Origin of the sequence: Vibrio tarriae, from assembly GCF_002216685.1 — a bacterium.
Lineage (GTDB): Bacteria > Pseudomonadota > Gammaproteobacteria > Enterobacterales > Vibrionaceae > Vibrio > Vibrio tarriae.
In genome coordinates this window covers 2,358,996-2,378,317 of the sequence record NZ_CP022353.1, presented here as the reverse complement: position 1 = coordinate 2,378,317, position 19,322 = coordinate 2,358,996, and the positions used below count along the sequence as shown (strand labels likewise).

Genomic DNA, 19,322 nt, shown 5'->3' with positions numbered 1-19,322 from the left:
ACTGGGTTTCTAAAAGTGGCTCCTCCTGCTGGACTTGAACCAGCGACCTGCGGATTAACAGTCCGTCGCTCTACCGACTGAGCTAAGGAGGAATTATTCTTTTTAATGGTGCCGACTACCGGAATCGAACTGGTGACCTACTGATTACAAGTCAGTTGCTCTACCTACTGAGCTAAGTCGGCAAATCTACTTGCAAGGCAAGTGAGAAATTGGCTCCTCCTGCTGGACTTGAACCAGCGACCTGCGGATTAACAGTCCGTCGCTCTACCGACTGAGCTAAGGAGGAATTATTCTTTTTTAATGGTGCCGACTACCGGAATCGAACTGGTGACCTACTGATTACAAGTCAGTTGCTCTACCTACTGAGCTAAGTCGGCACATTTGTTATTGTTCGTGCAAGCACCAACAACCAAAATTGTGGTGCCCGGAGGCGGAATCGAACCACCGACACGAGGATTTTCAATCCTCTGCTCTACCGACTGAGCTATCCGGGCGACGGGGTGTATTAAAAGGTTTTTCGTGGTGGTCGTCAACATGAAAATCTAAAAAAAATATCGTTTGTTGTTTTTCTATACTTAATGGCCTGTTTTTGTCCATTTCGTTTGCCAAAATATCGCTAAATGAACCACAAGACCGACTCGCTCAGTGAAATAGAGAGTTTTAAGCGTAGCCAGAAAATCACAAAGTACGTAAAAATACCTGCTTGATAAATATTTTCAGTTATCCCCTTCCTACTTGAAGCTGCAGCCGTGTTGGTTAGGTTCCTTCATCCCAATCATGGAGTAGGTAGGCTCGTGGGGATGAATGCACTGGCTGACTACAGGCAACGTCAAGGAGTTTGGTTATCATAACGACGGGTAACCCATCAGTTCAGTGAAACGTTTTGTGATCACTGAACTGAAAGTATGCTTAACGAGTCACCTCAAAATGCGCAGCCCACTGTTCTAACTCGCGGGCGAGTTTGGTGAGAGTTTGCGTACTATTGTGGCTCTCCATCACCACACGGCTCAGTTTTGAGCCACTTTCTTCAATCATATTGATTCGGCGCGCAATATCATCGCTGACTTGGGTTTGCTCGGCGGCTGCCGTTGCAATTTGATGGCTCATCGAAGAGACGCTTTCGAGTGCGCTGACAATCAATGCTAGCGCTGAAGCGGCATTTTCTGACTCTTGCACACTGCTTTGACTTGTTTGCCCACAAATCTGGATGGTTTGAATCGCATTACGCGACCCTTCCTGCAAATTGTGGATCATCTGCTGGATCTCTTTGGTACTGGTTTGCGTGCGGCCCGCTAAGTTACGCACTTCATCAGCCACGACGGCGAAGCCTCGCCCTTGCTCACCAGCGCGTGCCGCTTCAATTGCGGCATTCAGCGCCAGTAAATTGGTTTGCTCTGCAATATCACCAATTACGTCTAGCACTTTAGCGATGTTTTTGACATCCAGATCCAGATCGGCAACCGCGGTGCTCGCGGTTTGTAATTGGGTCGCCAAGCCTTGAATATTGCTCACCGTGTTGTGGATGAGCTTTTGCGTATGCTGACTTTGCTGATCCGCCTGATCGGTGTTGAATGCGGTATCACGCGCAGAATCGGCGACTTGGTTCGCGGAAGAGGCCATTTCGGTCATTGCAGTGGCAATCATGGCGGTAGATTGCTGCTGATTATCCGTTAATTCGGCAATGCTTTTGGCGCGAGTACCTGCGCCGGCTAATTCAGAACGTAAAGCAACCATGGATTGCTCAAGCTTAGCCACTAAGTCTGCAAGTGAGCTGCTCATCTGCTGCACTGCACCATAAATACTCTCTTTAGGGGCTTTTACCGTAAATTCACGACGAATGCGGCCTTGTGCCACGGATTGTACTGCGCTGCGCACCTCATTCGGTTCACCGCCAATAATCAGCAGTATTTTACGAATCGCGATCAGGAGCAAAGATAAAATCGCAACGGCGATCACCACACATAAGCTTAATTGCCATTGCGCGGTAGACCAAAAACGCGCATTCACTTCGTTAAAACCAATACCCGTGCCTACAACCCATCCCCAGTGTGGCGTTTTACGCGCGATCGAGAGCTTTTCTTCAATCGAACCATCGGCCTGTGTTTGTGTCCATGTATATTCCACTAGCTTGCCGGATTGATTATGCAGTACATCTTGAATTAAGCGGCCAACACTATTGCCTTTACCATCTTTAAAATCGTGAAAACTGGTGTCGTGCAGTTGTGGGTCGAGCGGCGTCGCCACGAAAGTCATATTTTCATCTGCCACATACACATATTCATTATCTTTGTAGAGATTGTTGCGCATTAATCGAGTCGCGAGCGCTTTGGCTTCTGGCTCCGACATCTTGCCTTCTTTAGCGAGCTTCTCTACTTCAGTCAAAATACTGTAGGCACTACTAAACAGCTCAGTTACACGCGCTTTGTTATCGAAATTGCTGGCCACGCGTAGAGTCCACAGCCCAGTTGCGGTTAGCGCGAGAAGAGCGGCGAGAATGATGGCAGACAATAAATAAGCTTGGGTTTTTAATTTCATAGTTTGACCCTATGGGAAGGTGTAAACAGATTAAAATTTTGTGACATTTTGATGTCGGCGAGATAGTAATGAGCTTGCTTATTTATTGATACGAACTAAGTTTGAAAGTATGAGATGGATTAAATTTTTGCCTCGAAATAAAAAAAGAATAGTGATGTTAAGGCAACAATTGAGGTGGGATGGTTTGGGAAGTGAGAAGAGAAATAATAAACGCAGATAAAGAAAAACCCAGTCTTTGACTGGGTTTTTAAAAGTGGCTCCTCCTGCTGGACTTGAACCAGCGACCTGCGGATTAACAGTCCGTCGCTCTACCGACTGAGCTAAGGAGGAACAATTTTTATTGTGTCTTTGGCACAACTTTTAATAGTGGTGCCTCGAGGCGGAATCGAACCACCGACACGAGGATTTTCAATCCTCTGCTCTACCGACTGAGCTATCGAGGCAAATTTTAAGTGGTGCCGGCTGCCGGAATCGAACTGGCGACCTACTGATTACAAGTCAGTTGCTCTACCTACTGAGCTAAGCCGGCACACGTAACCTTTGCTGTTTGTGTCTTACACCAACAATCTAAAATTCGTGGTGCCCGGAGGCGGAATCGAACCACCGACACGAGGATTTTCAATCCTCTGCTCTACCGACTGAGCTATCCGGGCAACGGAGCGCTATTAAACGGATTTTCCCTTTCCCCGTCAACCTGTTTTTTGAAATATTTCGAAAAATCAGTTTGATTGCCGTTATTTTCAGCAAACTGCGGGCTTTTTGTTATCCCGCATTAAATTCCTTCTTAAATTTGGTCACTTTTTCCAGATAACGGCGCGCTTCCGCATTCGGATGTTTCTTGGTTAATGCCCAATAGACTTGGTTAGGTTGCAGGGCATTGAGGTCACGCATGGCGCGCTGGCGATCATTGCTAAAGGTATTTAATACACCGCCTGTTCCGCCGTTGTAAGCAGAAATCATGCTGTATTCGAGAGATGTGGGGTGACGTACCTCTTTCAAATAGCGATTTTTCAGGATGTAAAAATAGGCGGTACCCGTATCAATGTTGTTTTCTGGGTTAAACAGATACTCGGGGCTGGGTTCGCCAGAGCGGTTTTTGACCAGCTTGAACACATCCCGTCCTGCGGTTTTAGGCACCACTTGCATTAAGCCATAAGCGTTGGCCCAACTCACCGCATAGGGGTTGAAACTGCTTTCGGTTTTGATGATCGCGTAGATCAGATCTTCCGGGATATCGTATTTGCGAGAGGCCTTACGCACGATATTGGCGTATTTGTAGCCGCGGATGTCGATTTGATCCTTGACCATCGGGATTTCGACATAATAGGCTTTCTTGAAGTCGACCTGCTTAACTTTCAAATGGTTAGCGATGAGGTAGTCAGCGTAGCGGTTAGCGCGCCATGACCATTGGATTGGTTGTCCATCCTGATCAAGTACCTGTTGATACAAAAAGGGTTGGCCTTTGAGTTCAATGTCTTTTGAGGAGAAAAGATCGACGTGCGCGGGATCATCGGGAGTCAGTAAGGTGGTGATGATCGCATTGCGTAAATGAGCTTTAGGATCGATGGGCGAAACGGTTTCTACTATGATTCGACCTTCGGTGAAGTTGACTTCAGAGCGGCTAAGGTAGTTGTCTATGTATTTGACGTAGTTGTTTTTGCCAGCGATTTTTAGCTCGCGGCGTCCCCAACGTTTTTCGATATTGCCGGAGAAGCTGTTGATTAATGCATCCAGTGCGGCGGTGTCTTTCTGAAACTGTCCGGGTAATTCGGCTAAGTTCTTGGCGAAACGGTTAGTGGGTTCGTAATCAACATCGTAAATTTTCTCGATAAATTCACGACTACAGCCACTCAATAATAGAGCGGTGATACATAACACTAACTTTCTCATGCGCCTCCTAAAGCGAGCTTTCGCTACTCCTGATACGAAAATGACATCATAACCCAGCGGCATGATGTCATTTTTTGCAAGCAGATGAAATCCGAAATTTCCTACTTTGCAGGCGGTGTATAACCTTCGATATGGACTTCTTTACCTTCAAACAGGAAGTTCACCATCTCTTGCTCAAGCAATTTGCGGTGTTCAGGATCCATCATGTTGAGTTTTTTCTCATTGATCAGCATGGTCTGTTTGGTCTGCCATTGTGCCCAAGCTTCTTTGCAGATGTTGTCGAAAATGCGTTTGCCCAGTTCGCCGGGATAGAGTTGGAAATCCAAGCCATCGGCTTCTTTCTGCAATCGGGTACAAAATACGGTGCGAGCCATTCACTCTTCCTCTTTAAATGTGGCTATCAATGTCGAAAGGTAAGCTGTGCAACAGTTGTTTCACTGGTGCCGCGAGACCAATCTCATCGGGTTGGCTTAAGTTATACCAAAGACCTTTGCTCCCTTCCATGACGATGTCCGGTTTGCGGCTTAATTGCAGCAAAATCGGCGTGATATCGAGATGATAGTGGCTAAAGGTATGGCGAAATGCGATCAGGGTTTTCTGCGATGTTATGGTGCTATCGCCGATGGCGCGCTGATCTATGGTGGTTTGAATATTGGCGATCTCTGATTGCGGGAAGCAGTACAAACCGCCCCAAATTCCACTTTGCGGGCGCTGCTCAAGCCAGACGGCATTGTCGTGATAGAGCATGACAAACCAAGTGGCTTTGACGGGTTTATCGGTTTTCGGTTTCTTGCCCGGATACTCTTGGGGATTGCCTTGCTGTTTGGCAAGGCAGAAAGATTCCACCGGGCATAGGCTGCATTTTGGCTTGCTGCGAGTGCAGATCATTGCGCCCATATCCATCATGGCTTGGTTGTATTTATCAACATCCACTTTGGGCGTGTGCATTTCTGCATAATGCCAAAGCTGGTTCTCGACACTTTTTTGCCCCGGCCAGCCTTCAACGGCAAAGCAGCGCGCTAACGTGCGCTTCACGTTGCCATCCAAAATGGCGTGTGGTTTTTTATACACAGAAGAGAGCACGGCTGCCGCAGTGGAACGGCCAACACCGGGTAGCGCATTCATCTGCTCTAAATCGGTGGGAAATTCACCGCCATATTCACTCACCACCATTTTCGCTGCTTTATGCAGATTGCGCGCTCTGGCGTAGTAGCCAAGCCCCGTCCAGAAATGCAGTACTTCATCTTGCGGCGCTGCCGCGAGGGCGTGTACGGTCGGAAAGCGCTCTAAAAAGCGTGCAAAGTAGGGGATCACGGTCGCGACTTGGGTCTGCTGTAACATGATTTCCGATAACCAAACGCGATACGCATTTTTATTTTGTTGCCACGGCAGGTTTTTGCGGCCGTAGGCGTCATACCAAGTAAGGATGGCCTGTGCAAAAGGAGTCACGACTTGCTCATTATTATTGTCTAAACTAGTGGAGCAAAATTGCACCACAGATTGGTGGTGAAGTAAAACCGACAAACATTGGGGATATCCTCCCTCCTTGTAAATTGAAGCTGTAGTTGTGTTAGCGGCAACGGCAAAGAGTTTGAGGGTTGGATGGTAAGCGGTCAGTAATAACACTTGCACCGTTGACGATTCTTTGGATAATTCCCGCTCTGATTTAGTAATGTGCAGGCAATAGAAATGAGCGAAGTCATCACCCAGGAATATACCGAAGATGGCAAAGTGCTGCGTCGTATTCGTAGCTTTGTTCGTCGTGAAGGTCGTTTGACCAAAGGCCAGGAAGCCGCAATGAAAGAGTGCTGGCCAACCATGGGGATTGATTACCAGCCAGAGCTGTTGGATTGGCAACAGGTGTTTGGTAACGACAATCCGGTTGTGTTGGAGATTGGTTTTGGCATGGGCGCGTCCTTGGTCGAAATGGCGAAAAACGCACCTGAGAAAAACTTCCTCGGCATTGAAGTACATAGCCCAGGTGTCGGTGCTTGTTTGGCTTCGGCGCGTGAAGCGGGTGTGACTAACTTGCGTGTGATGTGCCATGACGCGGTGGAAGTGTTTGCACACATGATCCCAGATAACAGCCTGCACACTTTGCAATTATTCTTCCCAGATCCTTGGCACAAGAAGCGTCACCACAAGCGCCGTATCGTGCAGCTTGAATTTGCTGAAATGGTACGCCAAAAGCTCATTATCGGCAGCGGTGTATTCCACATGGCAACCGACTGGGAAAACTACGCAGAACACATGATTGAAGTGATGAATCAAGCGCCCGGTTTTGCTAACTTGGCAACCGATGGCGATTACATTCCGCGTCCTGATGAGCGCCCGCTGACTAAGTTTGAGCAGCGTGGTCACCGTTTAGGTCACGGAGTGTGGGACATCAAGTACCAGCGCACTGCGTAAAGAGAGAATTTTGCTTAAGCCAACATTTGATGTTGGCTTTTTTGACCCTAATCCTCGAGCTATTGAACAGCTGAAGTAGCTTGAGACAAACTAATAATAAAGAGTCAACCATGAAGCCAACAGCAGAGATTTTAGCCAGCATTATTGAAGAAGTTCGCCCGCTCACTGGGCAGGGTAAAGTCGCCGATTACATTCCCGCACTCGCCAAAGTACCAAGTGAAAAACTGGGCATTGCCGTGTTCACCAATCAAGGGGAAGTCATCACGGCCGGTGATGCGCAGGAAGGGTTTTCGATTCAGTCGATCTCCAAAGTGTTGAGCTTGACGCTCGCGATGGGCTTGTATCAGCCAGATGAGCTGTGGAGCCGTGTGGGTAAAGAGCCTTCAGGACAAGCATTTAACTCATTGATTCAGCTTGAAATGGAGCAGGGAATCCCACGTAATCCATTTATCAATGCCGGCGCGATTGTGGTGTGCGATATGCTGCAAAGTCGCCTTTCTGCACCTCGCCAGCGTCTGTTGGAGTTTGTACGCCAACTTAGCGGTGAGCCGCTCATTGCTTATGACAAAGTCGTGGCAGCATCGGAGATGATGCACAGTGATCGCAACGCCGCGATTGCCTATTTGATGCGCTCGTTTGGCAATTTCCACAATGAGGTTATTCCTGTACTACACAATTATTTTCACGCCTGCGCATTGAAAATGAGCTGTGTTGAGCTGGCGAAAACCTTCAGCTATCTGGCCAATAAAGGTGTTTCTGTGGTGACGGGTGAAACGGTGATAACCCCAACCCAAAGCAAACAAACCAATGCCTTGCTGGCCACTTGTGGCTTGTATGATGGGGCAGGAGAGTTTGCCTATCGAGTCGGTATGCCCGGAAAATCAGGTGTTGGCGGTGGGATTATTGCTGTGGTGCCGGGAGAGATGACGATTGCAGTGTGGTCCCCTGCGTTGGATCAATCGGGTAACTCGCTCGCGGGGACTCGCGCGTTAGAGTTACTCGCGCAGCGGATTGGTCGCTCAATTTTCTAAGCTATCCCTTTCCAAGTCGTGTGGCTATAAAAGATAAAAATAAAGAGGCGCACGCGCCTCTTGGTTATTCTTCGTCATCAGCCATAAAGGCTTCGAGCAGATCATTGAGGAACAGTTTGCCCTTTTCCGTGATTTGCCAGTGCTGATCATCTTCACTGAGATAACCTTCATTCAGCGCCCAATCTAAGGTTGGGCGGATCACGTCAATCGGAAGTCCCGTGGTGGCGGTAAAATCGGCTTTCGGGCAGGGTTCAATCAAGCGAAAGCGGTTCATAAAAAACTCAAACGGCTTGTCTTGATCGGCAACCAACTGCTCGCTATCCAAATAAGCTTTGGCGAGATTGTTCAACGCTGCCAAGTAGCCGCGCGGGTGCTTGGTTTTGGTGGTACGGACAATGCGTCCGTCAGTAAAACTCAGTTTGCCGTGCGCGCCGCAGCCAATCCCGAGGTAATCCCCAAAGCGCCAATAGTTGAGGTTGTGCTGACACTGATAACCCGGCTTGCTATAGCCTGAAATCTCATACTGTACATACCCTGCATCACTGAGCTTTTGATGGCCGAGCTCGAAAATATCCCATAGCGCATCTTCATCCGGCAGCTTAGGCGGTTTCGAGTAAAACAGTGTGTTGGGTTCAATAGTCAGTTGATACCAAGAGAGATGCGGCGGATTGAGTGTGATCGCCTGATCCAAATCGGCCAGTGCTTGCTCGGGAGTTTGATCGGGTAAGCCGTGCATCAAATCTAAATTAAAGCTGTTGAGGCCAATTTGATGCGCCAACTGTGCAGCACGAACCGCTTCTTGTTGGCCGTGAATGCGCCCTAAACGCGCTAATTTTTCTGGATCAAAACTCTGCACACCAATCGAAATACGTGTAACTCCCGCGGTGCGATAGCCTGCAAAACGCTGCGCTTCAATCGTGCCGGGGTTAGCTTCCATGGTGATTTCAATCTCTGGCTTAAACGCAATACGCTTAGCAACGCCTTGCAGCAAGCGCGCGATCCCTTCCGCAGAGATAAGGCTTGGTGTGCCGCCGCCAATAAAGATCGAGTGCAGCAGGCGCGGATCTCCCTTGAGCTGGTAACGTTCGATGTCGCGATCCAGATCTTCCAGCAGAGCATCCAAATACTCTTGCTCAGGAATCTCGCCTTTCTGCGCGTGCGAGTTGAAATCGCAATACGGGCATTTCTGCACGCACCACGGAATATGAATGTATAGGCTAAGCGGTGGAGGCGTTAGCATGTACGCTGCTCTTCAATCGCTTTGAACAGTTTTTGCAGGGCTTTACCGCGATGGGATAGCTGCTTTTTGCGCACCGGTTCTAGCTCAGCAGAAGCGCAGTTTTCTTCCGGAACCCAGAAAATCGGATCGTAACCAAAGCCATTACTGCCGTGTGGTGAGGTGAGGATTTTGCCTTCCCATTTGCCGTGGCAAACGATAGGCGTTGGATCATCGGCGTGGCGCATCAACACCAGTACACAATGAAAACGCGCGCTGCGCTGGTCGTCTGGCACATCTTGCATCGCCGCTAGCAGCTTATTGAGATTGTCGCCGTCGCTGGCATGCTCGCCCGCGTAGCGCGCAGAATAGATGCCCGGCGCGCCGTTTAGGTAATCCACTTCCAAACCGGAATCATCGGCAATCGCGGGTAAACCGGTAATTTGCGCGGCATGACGTGCCTTGATGATCGCATTTTCAATAAAAGTGGTGCCTGTTTCTGCCACTTCAGGGACGTTGAATTCGCTTTGTGCGACGACATCAAACCCAAAATCGGACAATAGGTCCGCCATTTCACGCACTTTGCCTTGATTGCCCGTGGCTAAAACGATCTTTTTCATGCTGTTCTCTGTGGTTTGTATGGGGAAAACCGACGGCTGCACCGTCGATTCCCCATGTCTTCTATAAAATTACTGTTCGGTATAGAACTTCTGGCTGAAGGTCAGTTTTCCCGCCCCTTTCAGACCTGCATCGACATTGATATCAAACGTCAGCATCTCTTCATTGCTGATCGGCACTTCCGCCAAATAGTAGATCGCGTTGCCTTCATTGACTTGCTTAAAGCTCAGTTCACGCAAGTTACCAATCAGGTTTTTGGCATGGCCGGTCAGTTTGACTTCGGTCGCCGGTTTGCCGAGTGACGCGCGATCTAACACGCTGATATTGAGAATTGCGGTATAGCCGTTGCGCGTCAGCTGATAACTGCTCGCCACCTTAGGGGTTAAAAAGGTTGAGTTGAATGCCGAATAGTGCACTTCAATATCTTTAATGGTTTTTTGCTGCTCAGCGCTCGCCGGCAAAGCCAATAGGGTGAGCAGTAGTGACATCATCCATTTACGCATAATCGATTCTCCTTGTGAAAAAACTCCCTCAAAGAGGGAGTGTGATTATTCAATCAGTGCTGCAATGTCAGCTGGGATCTGGCTCGGCTGTAGGATACGCACTTGTTTGTGGCGTCCTAGCTCGCCTTTTTCGATCACCACCGAACCTTTCGCCACTTTGCACAGCTTGGCGAGATACTTGCTCAAGTGTGCGTTGGCTTTACCATCAATCGGCGGCGCGGTGATGGCGACTTTGAGTTCTTCACCATGTAGGCCGACAATGCTGTCGCGGCTTGCTTTCGGTTGAATATAGAGCCGCAGCAGTAAGTCATCTCCTTCGCGCCATACGGCAGCCATTACAACTGATACCAGATAGGACCAATCACATCGCCCATCAGGAAGTTGGCAAATTGCAGCACAATGAACAGCACCAGAATGCTGAGATCAAAGCCGCCCATTACCGGAATAATGCGACGGATCGGCGCGAGCATAGGTTCAGTGAGTTGATTGAACACGTACTCAATTGGGCTGCGGCCTTGGCTGACCCAGCTTAGGATAGCGCGGACCAAGAGCACCCAGAACAACAAGCCGCCTGCAGCTTTAATCAAAGAGAGTAAGCCGAGGAAGAGGAAATCAGCGCTGAACGACACGGAGCCGCTGGAGGCAAGCAAGACTAAGGCCATGAATTTCAGTACGCACAGGACGTACGCAAAAACGATGGTGGCCAAATCAATGCTGCCAATCGATGGGATCACACGGCGCAGCGGGCCGACCACAGGTTGGGTCACTTTTACGATAAATTGCGAAAACGGATTGTAGAAATCAGCGCGCGCGGCTTGCAGCCAAATGCGCAAAATGACCACCATGATGTAGAGGTCAAATAGGGTGTTGATGAGAAAGCTCAGTGAATTCATAAGTTGCCCTTATTGATTTGGCGACCGCTCAGTTTGAGTGGACGCCTTAAACATTAAAACAGTTGTTCCATCTCTTGCGCGCGTGTCACCGCCGCTTGCATCGCTTTGGCAACGATGTCGCTGAGTTGGTGAGCGTTAAACGTCAGGATCGCTTGCGCCGTGGTGCCGCCTTTTGATGTCACTTGTTCACGCAAAGTGGCCAGTGAGAGTTCTGGGTTGGCTTTGACCATGGCGGCTGCGCCGAGTGCCGATTGCTGCACTAACAAACGGGCGGTAGCTTCATCAAAGCCTTGCGCCATCGCCTCTTGCTGCATGGCTTGCATAAACAAGAAGAAATAAGCGGGAGCGCTACCTGCGGCAGCAATCACGCTGTTGATGCCGGATTCTTCAGTCACCCAGCACACCTCACCGACGCTTTGCATCAGTTGTGTGGTAAAGGCTTTATCCGCTTCGCTCACCGAATCAGGTGCGTACAAACCGCTCATACCAAGGTTTACCAGTGATGGCGTATTGGGCATCACACGCACTAAATTGAGCTGGGTGGCCAGCATCTCATTGAGTCTTTTGACTGACACACCCGCCGCAATCGAGATAACTAATTTTGCAGATAAATCGACGGCTTGTAGTGGCTTACACACCTCCGCCATCAACTGCGGTTTGACCGCTAACACCACCACATCCGCTTGTTGCGCCGCTGCAAGGTTATCGCTGGTGGTACGAATACCGTATTGCGCTTCAAGAGGCTCGCGGCGTGTGAGCGAAGGGGCGGTTGCGATGATCTTATCGGCGGCGTAACCACTGGCAATCAATCCCGCAATGATGGCGCGTGCCATGTTACCTGCGCCAATAAAGGCGATGCTTCTCTGTTCCATTCGATACTCTCAAATCTAAAAGGGGCGCTCGTTGCAACGAGCATCCCAAACGTTAAGCGTTGCGGCTGTAATCGCGCTCGCCGAAAATCGCGGTACCAATACGCACTATGGTGCTGCCTGCTTCAATCGCCGCTTGCATATCGCCACTCATACCCATGGATAAGGTATCAACCTGCGGGTATTTCTGAGCCAGTTGTTGCTGCAATTCGGCTAATTGGGTAAATGCTGCCAGTTGCGCCGGGTAATCCGGCACGTTCTCAGGAATTGACATCAGCCCTCTTAAGGTGAGGTTTGGCAGACGAGAAATCAATTCAGCTAATGTAAATAATTGCTGCGGTTCGATGCCAGATTTTGAGGCTTCACCGCTGGTGTTGACCTGAATCAGCACTTGCAGCGGTGGCATATCCACAGGGCGTTGTTCACTGAGGCGCAAGGCAATTTTCTCGCGATCAATGGTGTGAACCCAGTCAAAATGCTCTGCCACTAAGCGCGTTTTATTCGACTGTAGTGGGCCAATAAAGTGCCACTCCAGTGCTAACTGCGGGTGATGTTCGGCAAAATAGCGGATTTTATCCACGCCTTCTTGCACATAATTCTCACCAAAACAGCATTGCCCTGCTTGAGTCGCTTCAAGAATTGCCTCGACAGGTTTGGTTTTGCTTACCGCGAGAAGTTGCACAGAGCTTCGAGCGCGTCCACACTTTTGTTGTGCGCTTTCGATCTGTGCAGTGATATGTTCAATGTTTTGTTGAATACTACGCATAGCCAGACTTTATTAAGGAATTTAAATGGATATCGCTGAGTTACTGGAATTTAGTGTAAAGCATAACGCGTCAGATCTACATCTTTCCGCAGGTGTTCCGCCTATGGTACGGATTGATGGCGAAGTTAGGAAGCTTGGCGTGCCTGCTTTTACCCATTCTGATGTGCATCGCTTGATTTTTGAGATCATGAACGATGCCCAGCGCAGTGAATATGAAGAGAAATTAGAAGTCGATTTTTCTTTTGAACTGCCCAACGTTGGCCGATTCCGGGTTAACGCGTTTCATCAATCTCGTGGTTGTTCAGCCGTGTTTCGTACTATTCCTACCGTGATCCCAACTTTAGAACAGCTTGAAGCCCCCGATATTTTTACCAAGATCGCCAATTACGAAAAAGGTTTAGTGCTGGTTACTGGGCCTACTGGTTCGGGTAAGTCGACCACGCTCGCGGCGATGGTCGACTACGTGAATGCTCATCACAACAAGCATATCCTGACCATTGAAGATCCGATTGAATTTGTGCACAGCAATAATAAATGTTTGATCAACCAACGCGAAGTGCACCGTGATACCCACAGTTTTAAAAATGCCCTGCGTTCGGCTCTGCGTGAAGACCCTGATGTGATCTTAGTCGGTGAGTTGCGTGACCAAGAAACGATTAGCTTGGCGCTTACCGCGGCAGAAACCGGTCACTTAGTGTTTGGCACTCTGCACACCAGTTCGGCAGCAAAAACCATCGACCGGATTATCGATGTGTTTCCCGGTAGCGATAAAGACATGGTGCGTTCAATGCTGTCCGAATCGCTGCGTGCCGTTATCGCGCAAAAGCTCTTAAAACGCGTGGGTGGCGGTCGTGTCGCGTGCCATGAAATCATGCTGGCGACTCCGGCAATTCGGAACTTGATCCGTGAAGATAAAGTGGCGCAGATGTATTCGATCATCCAAACCGGTGCCGCTCATGGCATGCAAACTATGGAGCAAAACGCCAAACAGCTGATGGCGCGTGGTGTGGTGGATGCGCAAGAAGTGCAGAGCAAAATTGAGTTGGATTTAAAAGCATTTTAGGTAGGTAAAGATAGATGGAGTTGAATCAATATCTGGACGGCATGCTGACTCATAAGGCATCGGATCTGTACATCACAGTGGGTGCGCCGATTTTATATCGAGTCGATGGTGAACTGCGCGCACAAGGTGAAGTACTCAGTTTGACAGAGGTGACGGCCTTACTGCATGCGATGATGGATGACGCAAGGCAAGCAGAATTTAAGCAGACGCGCGAAGCGAACTTTGCTGTGGTGCGTGACAGTGGCCGTTTTCGGGTCAGTGCGTTTTTCCAGCGTGAATTGCCGGGCGCGGTGATCCGCCGGATTGAAACGCGCATTCCCACCTTTGAAGAGTTGAAATTGCCTGAAGTGCTGCAAAATTTGGCGATTGCCAAGCGCGGTTTAGTGCTGGTGGTGGGCGCAACCGGTTCGGGTAAATCCACCACTATGGCGGCAATGACCGGCTATCGTAACCAGCACCGTACCGGGCATATTTTGACGGTCGAAGATCCAATTGAGTTTGTGCATGAACACAAGCGCTGCATAGTGACTCAGCGAGAAGTGGGGCTCGATACCGAAAGCTATGAAGTGGCGCTGAAAAACTCGCTGCGCCAAGCACCGGATATGATTTTGATTGGTGAAATTCGCAGCCGAGAAACCATGCAATACGCGATGACCTTCGCGGAAACGGGGCATTTGTGTATGGCCACACTGCACGCCAACAACGCCAACCAAGCGTTAGAGCGGATTTTGCATTTAGTTCCGAAAGAGCAGCGTGAGCAGTTCTTGCTCGACCTGTCACTCAACCTAAAAGGGGTGATTGGCCAGCAACTGTTGCGGGATAAAAACGGCAAAGGGCGACATGGGGTGTTTGAAGTGTTGCTCAATAGCCCACGAGTCGCGGATTTGATTCGCCGCGGCGAACTGCATGAGCTTAAAGCGACCATGGCGCGCTCCAAAGAAGTCGGCATGCAGACTTTCGACCAAGCTTTGTATCAACTAGTGGTAGACGACAAAATCAGCGAGCAAGATGCCCTGCACAGTGCCGATTCGGCTAACGATCTGCGCTTGATGCTCAAAACCAAGCGTGGTGATAACTACGGCAGCGGATCTTTGCAAAATGTGAAGATTGATATGGAATAGCGGTTGGTTGCTTTGTGCGCTTTGCTTTCACTCCCTGCAACTCAAGCGAGTTTGGGATAGAGCTTCGAGTCTGGATTGGGCATACTGCCACTTTCTCGGCTGAATGGGTGAAGTGCGCATGCCGATCACGACTCAAGAATATCTCGCATTAGGTGACGCGATTGCGGCGTTAAAGACGCCGCAATTTACTTCCCGCCTCGTGGTTGTGTTGCGTTGTATTGCTGATTTTGATTGCGCAGTGATTTTGGGTTATCGCCCAAACAAACATCCGATTTATCTGTATGACTCGCTCTCGACCCAGCGTGAGTTGCTGTTTCAGCGTTATCTGACACATGCTTATCTTGATGATCCTTTCTACAGCGCTTTGCAGCACAACACGCGTTCAGGGGTGTTTCATCTTTCCGATTTAATGCCGCTCAATCCACAGCAAAAAGCCTATCGACACCAGTTTTATGCACAAACCGGTTGGCAAGATGAAGTGAGTTTGGTGGTCAATCTCGATGGCGAGCGTTCGATTGTGGTGTATCTCGGCTGCTTTAAGCCGCGCTCTTTTCCACGTGAACAGATTGCCGCGTTGCAACAGCGGTTTACCGTGTTGCAAGCCTTGTGTCAGCAGCATTGGCAGCAGCAGCCACTGCGGTTAGCGGAAAGTGCGCAACCAAACCAAGAGTTACGAATTTGGGTTGAACAGGCGATCCAGAGTTTTGGCGCGCAGCGTTTAAGCCCGCGAGAGCAGGAGATCACCGCACTGCTCATCCAAGGTTTAGATTCACAAGAGATTGCCGATGCACTGGCGATCAGTCATGGTACGGTCAAAAATCATCGCAAACGCATCTATGCGCAGCTGCATGTCAGCTCGTTAAGTGAGCTGTTTCAACTGTTTCTCAATCATCTGATTGGCGCAGTCGCGGATTAGGCTGTCTCTCTTCCTTCGGTCATCAATCACCAAGATTGTCCCTTTAGGGACATCGCTCCTCAGGTTTAAAGTTGGTTACTCTGTTTGCCAAGACTTTTGGGAGGCAGAATGAATTCACAGCAACTTTTTGATGATTTACAGCAGCGCGGTTTGATCGCGCAAAGCACACCTCTGGAGGCGCTGGTTGAGCGCTTTGCCACACCGCAAGTGCTGTATTGCGGTTTTGACCCCACTGCAGGCAGTTTGCACATCGGTCATTTGGTGCCACTGTTGATGCTTAAACGCTTTCAAAACGCCGGACATCAAGCGATAGCGCTTATCGGGGGGGCCACAGGCATGATTGGCGATCCAAGCTTCAAAGCCAACGAGCGGGTGCTCAATAGTGCGCAAACTGTACAGCAGTGGGTGAGTGATTTAAGCCAGCAAATCACGCAATTGATGACCTCGCAGAGCGAGAATTGCGCATCGCTGATGACTGTCAATAATGCTGATTGGATCGGCAAAATCAATCTGATCGATTTTTTTCCGAGATGTGGGCAAGCACTTTTCAGTCAATACCATGATCAATCGTGAATCGGTAAAGCAGCGTTTGGCACGTCCGGATCAAGGCATCTCTTTTACCGAGTTCAGTTACTCTTTGCTGCAATCTTATGACTTTGCGCATCTCAATCGTGAGTTTGGCTGTGCGCTGCAAATTGGTGGCAATGATCAGTGGGGCAATATTGTCAGCGGAATTGATTTGACTCGACGCCTTAATGGGGCTGAGGTGTGTGGTTTAACTCTGCCGCTCATTACCAAATCCGATGGCACTAAATTTGGTAAAACTGAAAGTGGCGCCGTGTGGCTTGAGAGCAGCAAAACCTCGCCGTATCGTTTCTACCAGTTTTGGTTAAACAGTGATGATGCGGATGTGTACCGTTTCTTGGCGTATTACACCTTTTTGAGTACCGCTGAGATTGAGGAAATCCGTCAAACCGATGCGTTACGCGCAGGCAAGCCACAAGCGCAGCAGATTTTGGCGGAACAGGTGACCCGTTTTGTGCATGGTGAAGAGGGACTCGCTGCGGCGCAGCGGATTACTCAAGCGCTGTTTAGCGGCGATGTCAGCTATCTCAGCTTAAGTGAGTTGGCTCAGTTAGAGTTGGATGGTTTGCCTTGTGTGGCGGCATCACGCAGCGACTCCTTACTCGATTTGCTGCTTAGCTCAGGTTTAGCCAGTTCTAAGCGCCAAGCGCGCGAATGGTTGGAGAATGGGGCGATTCGCGTCAATGGTGAGCGAGTACAACAAGAAGGTGTGTTATCCGGCTTTGCACTGTTTGATCGCTACTACGTGTTGCAACGCGGCAAGAAGCAGTTTGCTTTGATCAAATTGGAAGGTTTTGCTGAGTAATCACAGCGGTTCTACTCGGCCAAGAAAAAGCAGTGGGGTTAGCCCCACTGACTTTCAAACCAACTCTCTAGAATGATCACCGCCGATTGGCAGTCAACATTGCCTTTGCTCAGTGCTTTGTAACCGCCCATGGCGAACAGTTCTGCGCGCGCTTCAGTGGTGGAAAGGCGCTCATCGTGCAGTTCCACTGGCAAACCAAAACGGCCATGCAAACGCTGAGCAAATTTCTTGGCGCGTGGGGTGATGGTGTCCAGATCTTTGCCGTGCAGATCGGTGGGTAGGCCAACAATCAATAAATTGGGTTGCCACTCTTTGATCTGTTTTTCAATTTCATCCCAATTGGGGATGCCATCATTGGCTTTAAACGCTTTCAGCGGAGACGCCGTGCCCGTGATCTCTTGGCCGATTGCACTGCCAATGCTTTTGGTGCCGTAATCAAAGGCCATAACGGTACGTGACATGCGATTTCTCTTTTAATAAAAAATGTTCAATAAAAAATGACAGTAAAAATGAGGCTGCGTGATCGCAGCCTTGGATTTGGTTAGGCGTGTCCGGCGTCGCTGGAAAGCTGCGCAGGGGAGATGCCGAGTTTTTGGATCGCCTTTTGCCATTTTTCATGCACGGGCGTGTTAAAAATCAGCTCAGGATCCGCTTCTATGGTGAGCCACGAGTTTTCGGTGAGTTCCACCTCTAACTGGCCAGCAGACCAACCTGAATAGCCGAGCGCGACAATATAGCCTTCAGGCTCCGCCTCAGTACCGAGTACAGTGAGAATATCCTTCGAGGTGGTGACGGCGATGTCATCAGTCATCTTCATGCTCGATTCGTAGTGATCGCGCGGACGATGCAGAATAAACCCACGATCTTCCGACACCGGACCACCATTGAACACTGGCTTTTTCAGACTCTCTTGGTGCGACTGTGGGTAAGCTGGCTCGATATCGACCTGCTTGAGCATACCGCCCACCGTAATATCGATCGGCGCGTTGATCATTAACCCCATCGCACCATCTTGGTTGTGCTCGCAGATATAAATCACGCTGCGCTTGAAGTAAGGATCCTTCATGCTCGGCATGGCAACCAGAAAATGATTGGTAAGATTCATACTGTGTCCAACCTCTATTTCACTGCTGTGGGTGCTCACATCGCGCCTGCTTTAAGGCGGCGCTCGATGGCATCCATCAACTTACCGGTAATTGAAATATCGTACGCAGCTTCAATCTCTCGAATACAGGTTGGGCTGGTGACGTTAATTTCGGTCAGTTTATCGCCAATGACATCCAAGCCTACAAACAGTAGCCCTTTCTCTTTTAGGGTCGGTGCAACCGCTAGGGCAATTTTCTTATCGGTTTCACTCAGTGGGCGTGGCTCACCACGGCCGCCGGCTGCCAAGTTACCGCGAGTTTCTCCTTTGGCGGGAATACGCGCCAAGCAGTAGGGCATAGGTTCACCATCGACCACCAAAATGCGTTTGTCGCCGTTGCTGATATCTGGCACAAACGTCTGCGCCATGCAGTAATTCTGGCCGTGGTTGGTTAAGGTTTCGATGATCACTGAGAGGTTAGGATCTCCCTCTTTAACACGGAAAATCGAAGCGCCGCCCATACCGTCGAGGGGTTTTAGGATCACGTCCCCGTGCTGCTCACGGAAGGCTTTAATCTTCTCGGCTTTACGCGTCACCATGGTGATCGGCGTCAGCTCTGGGAACCAAGCGGTGAACAGTTTTTCATTACAATCGCGCAGACTTTGTGGTTTGTTCACCACCAATACGCCTTCATCTTCCGCGCGTTCCAAAATGTACGTTGCGTAGATGTATTCGGTGTCGAACGGCGGATCCTTACGCATTAAAATCGCATCCAATTCAGAAAGTGCGATAGTTTGCTCGGATTTGAATTCATACCAACCGTTGGGATCTTCTTTCAGCTCGACGACCTTGGTATCGGCCAGTGCCACACCTTGCTCTAAGTGTAGATCATTCATTTCCATATAATGGATTTCATAACCGCGACGCTGCGCTTCAAGCATCATGGCAAAGCTGGAATCTTTTTTGATGTTAATGGAAGCGATGGGATCCATCACAATACCGAGTTTAATCATGGTTT

The 19,322-nt window shown here is 49.4% G+C and carries 19 protein-coding genes, 9 tRNA genes and 1 pseudogene; 6 read left to right on the top strand and 23 right to left on the bottom strand.

Annotation, left to right across the window (positions count from 1 at the left end; all coding sequences use genetic code 11):
* Positions 1 to 16: 16 nt before the first annotated feature.
* The 13 genes from CEQ48_RS16620 to mutY form a co-directional block, all read right to left on the bottom strand.
* Positions 17 to 92: transfer RNA gene (locus tag CEQ48_RS16620), tRNA-Asn, on the bottom strand.
* A gap of 14 nt (positions 93 to 106) precedes the next feature.
* Positions 107 to 182: transfer RNA gene (locus CEQ48_RS16615), tRNA-Thr, on the bottom strand.
* A 28-nt stretch (positions 183 to 210) separates the two neighbouring features.
* A tRNA-Asn gene (locus CEQ48_RS16610) sits at positions 211 to 286 on the bottom strand.
* A 15-nt stretch (positions 287 to 301) separates the two neighbouring features.
* Positions 302 to 377: transfer RNA gene (locus CEQ48_RS16605), tRNA-Thr, on the bottom strand.
* Between the two features lie 41 nt (positions 378 to 418).
* A tRNA-Phe gene (locus tag CEQ48_RS16600) sits at positions 419 to 494 on the bottom strand.
* Positions 495 to 909: 415 nt separating this feature from the next.
* Positions 910 to 2,535 carry a methyl-accepting chemotaxis protein gene (locus CEQ48_RS16590; protein WP_089071988.1) on the bottom strand — a complete coding sequence of 542 codons (1,626 nt, stop codon included), beginning with the start codon at positions 2,533 to 2,535 and terminating at the stop codon, positions 910 to 912.
* Positions 2,536 to 2,789: 254 nt separating this feature from the next.
* A tRNA-Asn gene (locus CEQ48_RS16585) sits at positions 2,790 to 2,865 on the bottom strand.
* A 37-nt stretch (positions 2,866 to 2,902) separates the two neighbouring features.
* Positions 2,903 to 2,978, bottom strand: a tRNA-Phe gene (locus tag CEQ48_RS16580).
* A 10-nt stretch (positions 2,979 to 2,988) separates the two neighbouring features.
* A tRNA-Thr gene (locus CEQ48_RS16575) sits at positions 2,989 to 3,064 on the bottom strand.
* Positions 3,065 to 3,112: 48 nt separating this feature from the next.
* A tRNA-Phe gene (locus CEQ48_RS16570) sits at positions 3,113 to 3,188 on the bottom strand.
* A 109-nt stretch (positions 3,189 to 3,297) separates the two neighbouring features.
* Positions 3,298 to 4,425, bottom strand: a complete 1,128-nt coding sequence (mltC, locus tag CEQ48_RS16565; protein ID WP_089071987.1) for a membrane-bound lytic murein transglycosylase MltC — start codon at positions 4,423 to 4,425, stop codon at positions 3,298 to 3,300.
* Positions 4,426 to 4,526: 101 nt separating this feature from the next.
* Positions 4,527 to 4,799: an oxidative damage protection protein gene (locus tag CEQ48_RS16560; RefSeq protein ID WP_000124738.1), complete on the bottom strand. Its 273-nt coding sequence runs from the start codon at positions 4,797 to 4,799 to the stop codon at positions 4,527 to 4,529.
* 13 nt (positions 4,800 to 4,812) lie between these two features.
* Entirely contained in the window at positions 4,813 to 5,874 is a 1,062-nt protein-coding gene (mutY, locus tag CEQ48_RS16555; protein ID WP_089071986.1) for an A/G-specific adenine glycosylase, read from the bottom strand.
* Between the two features lie 240 nt (positions 5,875 to 6,114).
* Here mutY and trmB point away from each other — a divergent pair, with 240 nt between their 5' ends.
* Positions 6,115 to 6,834 carry a tRNA (guanosine(46)-N7)-methyltransferase TrmB gene (gene trmB, locus CEQ48_RS16550; protein ID WP_000005581.1) on the top strand — a complete coding sequence of 240 codons (720 nt, stop codon included), beginning with the start codon at positions 6,115 to 6,117 and terminating at the stop codon, positions 6,832 to 6,834.
* Between the two features lie 110 nt (positions 6,835 to 6,944).
* Positions 6,945 to 7,865 carry a glutaminase B gene (gene glsB, locus CEQ48_RS16545; protein WP_000805057.1) on the top strand — a complete coding sequence of 307 codons (921 nt, stop codon included), beginning with the start codon at positions 6,945 to 6,947 and terminating at the stop codon, positions 7,863 to 7,865.
* A 64-nt stretch (positions 7,866 to 7,929) separates the two neighbouring features.
* Here glsB and hemW read toward each other — a convergent pair whose 3' ends face one another.
* The 7 genes from hemW to CEQ48_RS16510 form a co-directional block, all read right to left on the bottom strand.
* The gene (gene hemW, locus CEQ48_RS16540) at positions 7,930 to 9,105 is read right to left on the bottom strand and encodes a radical SAM family heme chaperone HemW (RefSeq protein WP_089071985.1); all 1,176 of its coding nucleotides are present in this window, start codon (positions 9,103 to 9,105) and stop codon (positions 7,930 to 7,932) included.
* A complete protein-coding gene (locus CEQ48_RS16535) occupies positions 9,099 to 9,701 on the bottom strand; it encodes an XTP/dITP diphosphatase (RefSeq protein WP_055028323.1) in 603 nt (200 codons plus the stop codon). Before CEQ48_RS16535 ends, hemW begins: the two co-directional genes overlap by 7 nt.
* A 69-nt stretch (positions 9,702 to 9,770) precedes the next feature.
* Positions 9,771 to 10,202, bottom strand: a complete 432-nt coding sequence (locus CEQ48_RS16530) for a DUF4426 domain-containing protein (protein ID WP_089071984.1) — start codon at positions 10,200 to 10,202, stop codon at positions 9,771 to 9,773.
* A 45-nt stretch (positions 10,203 to 10,247) separates the two neighbouring features.
* Positions 10,248 to 10,538, bottom strand: coding sequence for a DUF167 family protein YggU (gene yggU / locus CEQ48_RS16525; RefSeq protein WP_089071983.1), 291 nt, complete (start codon positions 10,536 to 10,538; stop codon positions 10,248 to 10,250).
* Positions 10,538 to 11,095 carry a YggT family protein gene (locus tag CEQ48_RS16520; RefSeq protein ID WP_089071982.1) on the bottom strand — a complete coding sequence of 186 codons (558 nt, stop codon included), beginning with the start codon at positions 11,093 to 11,095 and terminating at the stop codon, positions 10,538 to 10,540. Before CEQ48_RS16520 ends, yggU begins: the two co-directional genes overlap by 1 nt.
* Before the next feature lie 53 nt (positions 11,096 to 11,148).
* Positions 11,149 to 11,967 carry a pyrroline-5-carboxylate reductase gene (proC, locus tag CEQ48_RS16515; RefSeq protein ID WP_089071981.1) on the bottom strand — a complete coding sequence of 273 codons (819 nt, stop codon included), beginning with the start codon at positions 11,965 to 11,967 and terminating at the stop codon, positions 11,149 to 11,151.
* A 52-nt stretch (positions 11,968 to 12,019) separates the two neighbouring features.
* Positions 12,020 to 12,730: a YggS family pyridoxal phosphate-dependent enzyme gene (locus CEQ48_RS16510; RefSeq protein ID WP_089071980.1), complete on the bottom strand. Its 711-nt coding sequence runs from the start codon at positions 12,728 to 12,730 to the stop codon at positions 12,020 to 12,022.
* 25 nt (positions 12,731 to 12,755) lie between these two features.
* On the opposite strand from CEQ48_RS16510, the gene CEQ48_RS16505 reads away from it, so the two are divergent.
* The 4 genes and pseudogenes from CEQ48_RS16505 to tyrS all read left to right on the top strand — a co-directional run bounded on the left by CEQ48_RS16505 (position 12,756) and on the right by tyrS (position 17,220).
* On the top strand, positions 12,756 to 13,793 hold the full coding sequence (locus CEQ48_RS16505) for a type IV pilus twitching motility protein PilT (protein WP_089071979.1): 1,038 nt from the start codon (positions 12,756 to 12,758) through the stop codon (positions 13,791 to 13,793).
* A 14-nt stretch (positions 13,794 to 13,807) separates the two neighbouring features.
* A complete protein-coding gene (locus tag CEQ48_RS16500; protein ID WP_055043564.1) occupies positions 13,808 to 14,914 on the top strand; it encodes a PilT/PilU family type 4a pilus ATPase in 1,107 nt (368 codons plus the stop codon).
* Between the two features lie 118 nt (positions 14,915 to 15,032).
* Positions 15,033 to 15,830, top strand: a complete 798-nt coding sequence (locus CEQ48_RS16490) for a helix-turn-helix transcriptional regulator (protein WP_198301182.1) — start codon at positions 15,033 to 15,035, stop codon at positions 15,828 to 15,830.
* A 108-nt stretch (positions 15,831 to 15,938) separates the two neighbouring features.
* Positions 15,939 to 17,220 (top strand): annotated as a pseudogene (gene tyrS, locus CEQ48_RS16485) (tyrosine--tRNA ligase).
* 38 nt (positions 17,221 to 17,258) lie between these two features.
* Here tyrS and ruvX read toward each other — a convergent pair.
* From ruvX to gshB, 3 genes are all read right to left on the bottom strand, one after another.
* A complete protein-coding gene (ruvX, locus tag CEQ48_RS16480) occupies positions 17,259 to 17,681 on the bottom strand; it encodes a Holliday junction resolvase RuvX (RefSeq protein WP_000091869.1) in 423 nt (140 codons plus the stop codon).
* Positions 17,682 to 17,761: 80 nt separating this feature from the next.
* Positions 17,762 to 18,325, bottom strand: a complete 564-nt coding sequence (locus tag CEQ48_RS16475; RefSeq protein WP_001054771.1) for a YqgE/AlgH family protein — start codon at positions 18,323 to 18,325, stop codon at positions 17,762 to 17,764.
* A 35-nt stretch (positions 18,326 to 18,360) separates the two neighbouring features.
* Positions 18,361 to 19,317, bottom strand: a complete 957-nt coding sequence (gshB, locus tag CEQ48_RS16470) for a glutathione synthase (RefSeq protein WP_089071976.1) — start codon at positions 19,315 to 19,317, stop codon at positions 18,361 to 18,363.
* Positions 19,318 to 19,322 lie beyond the last annotated feature (5 nt).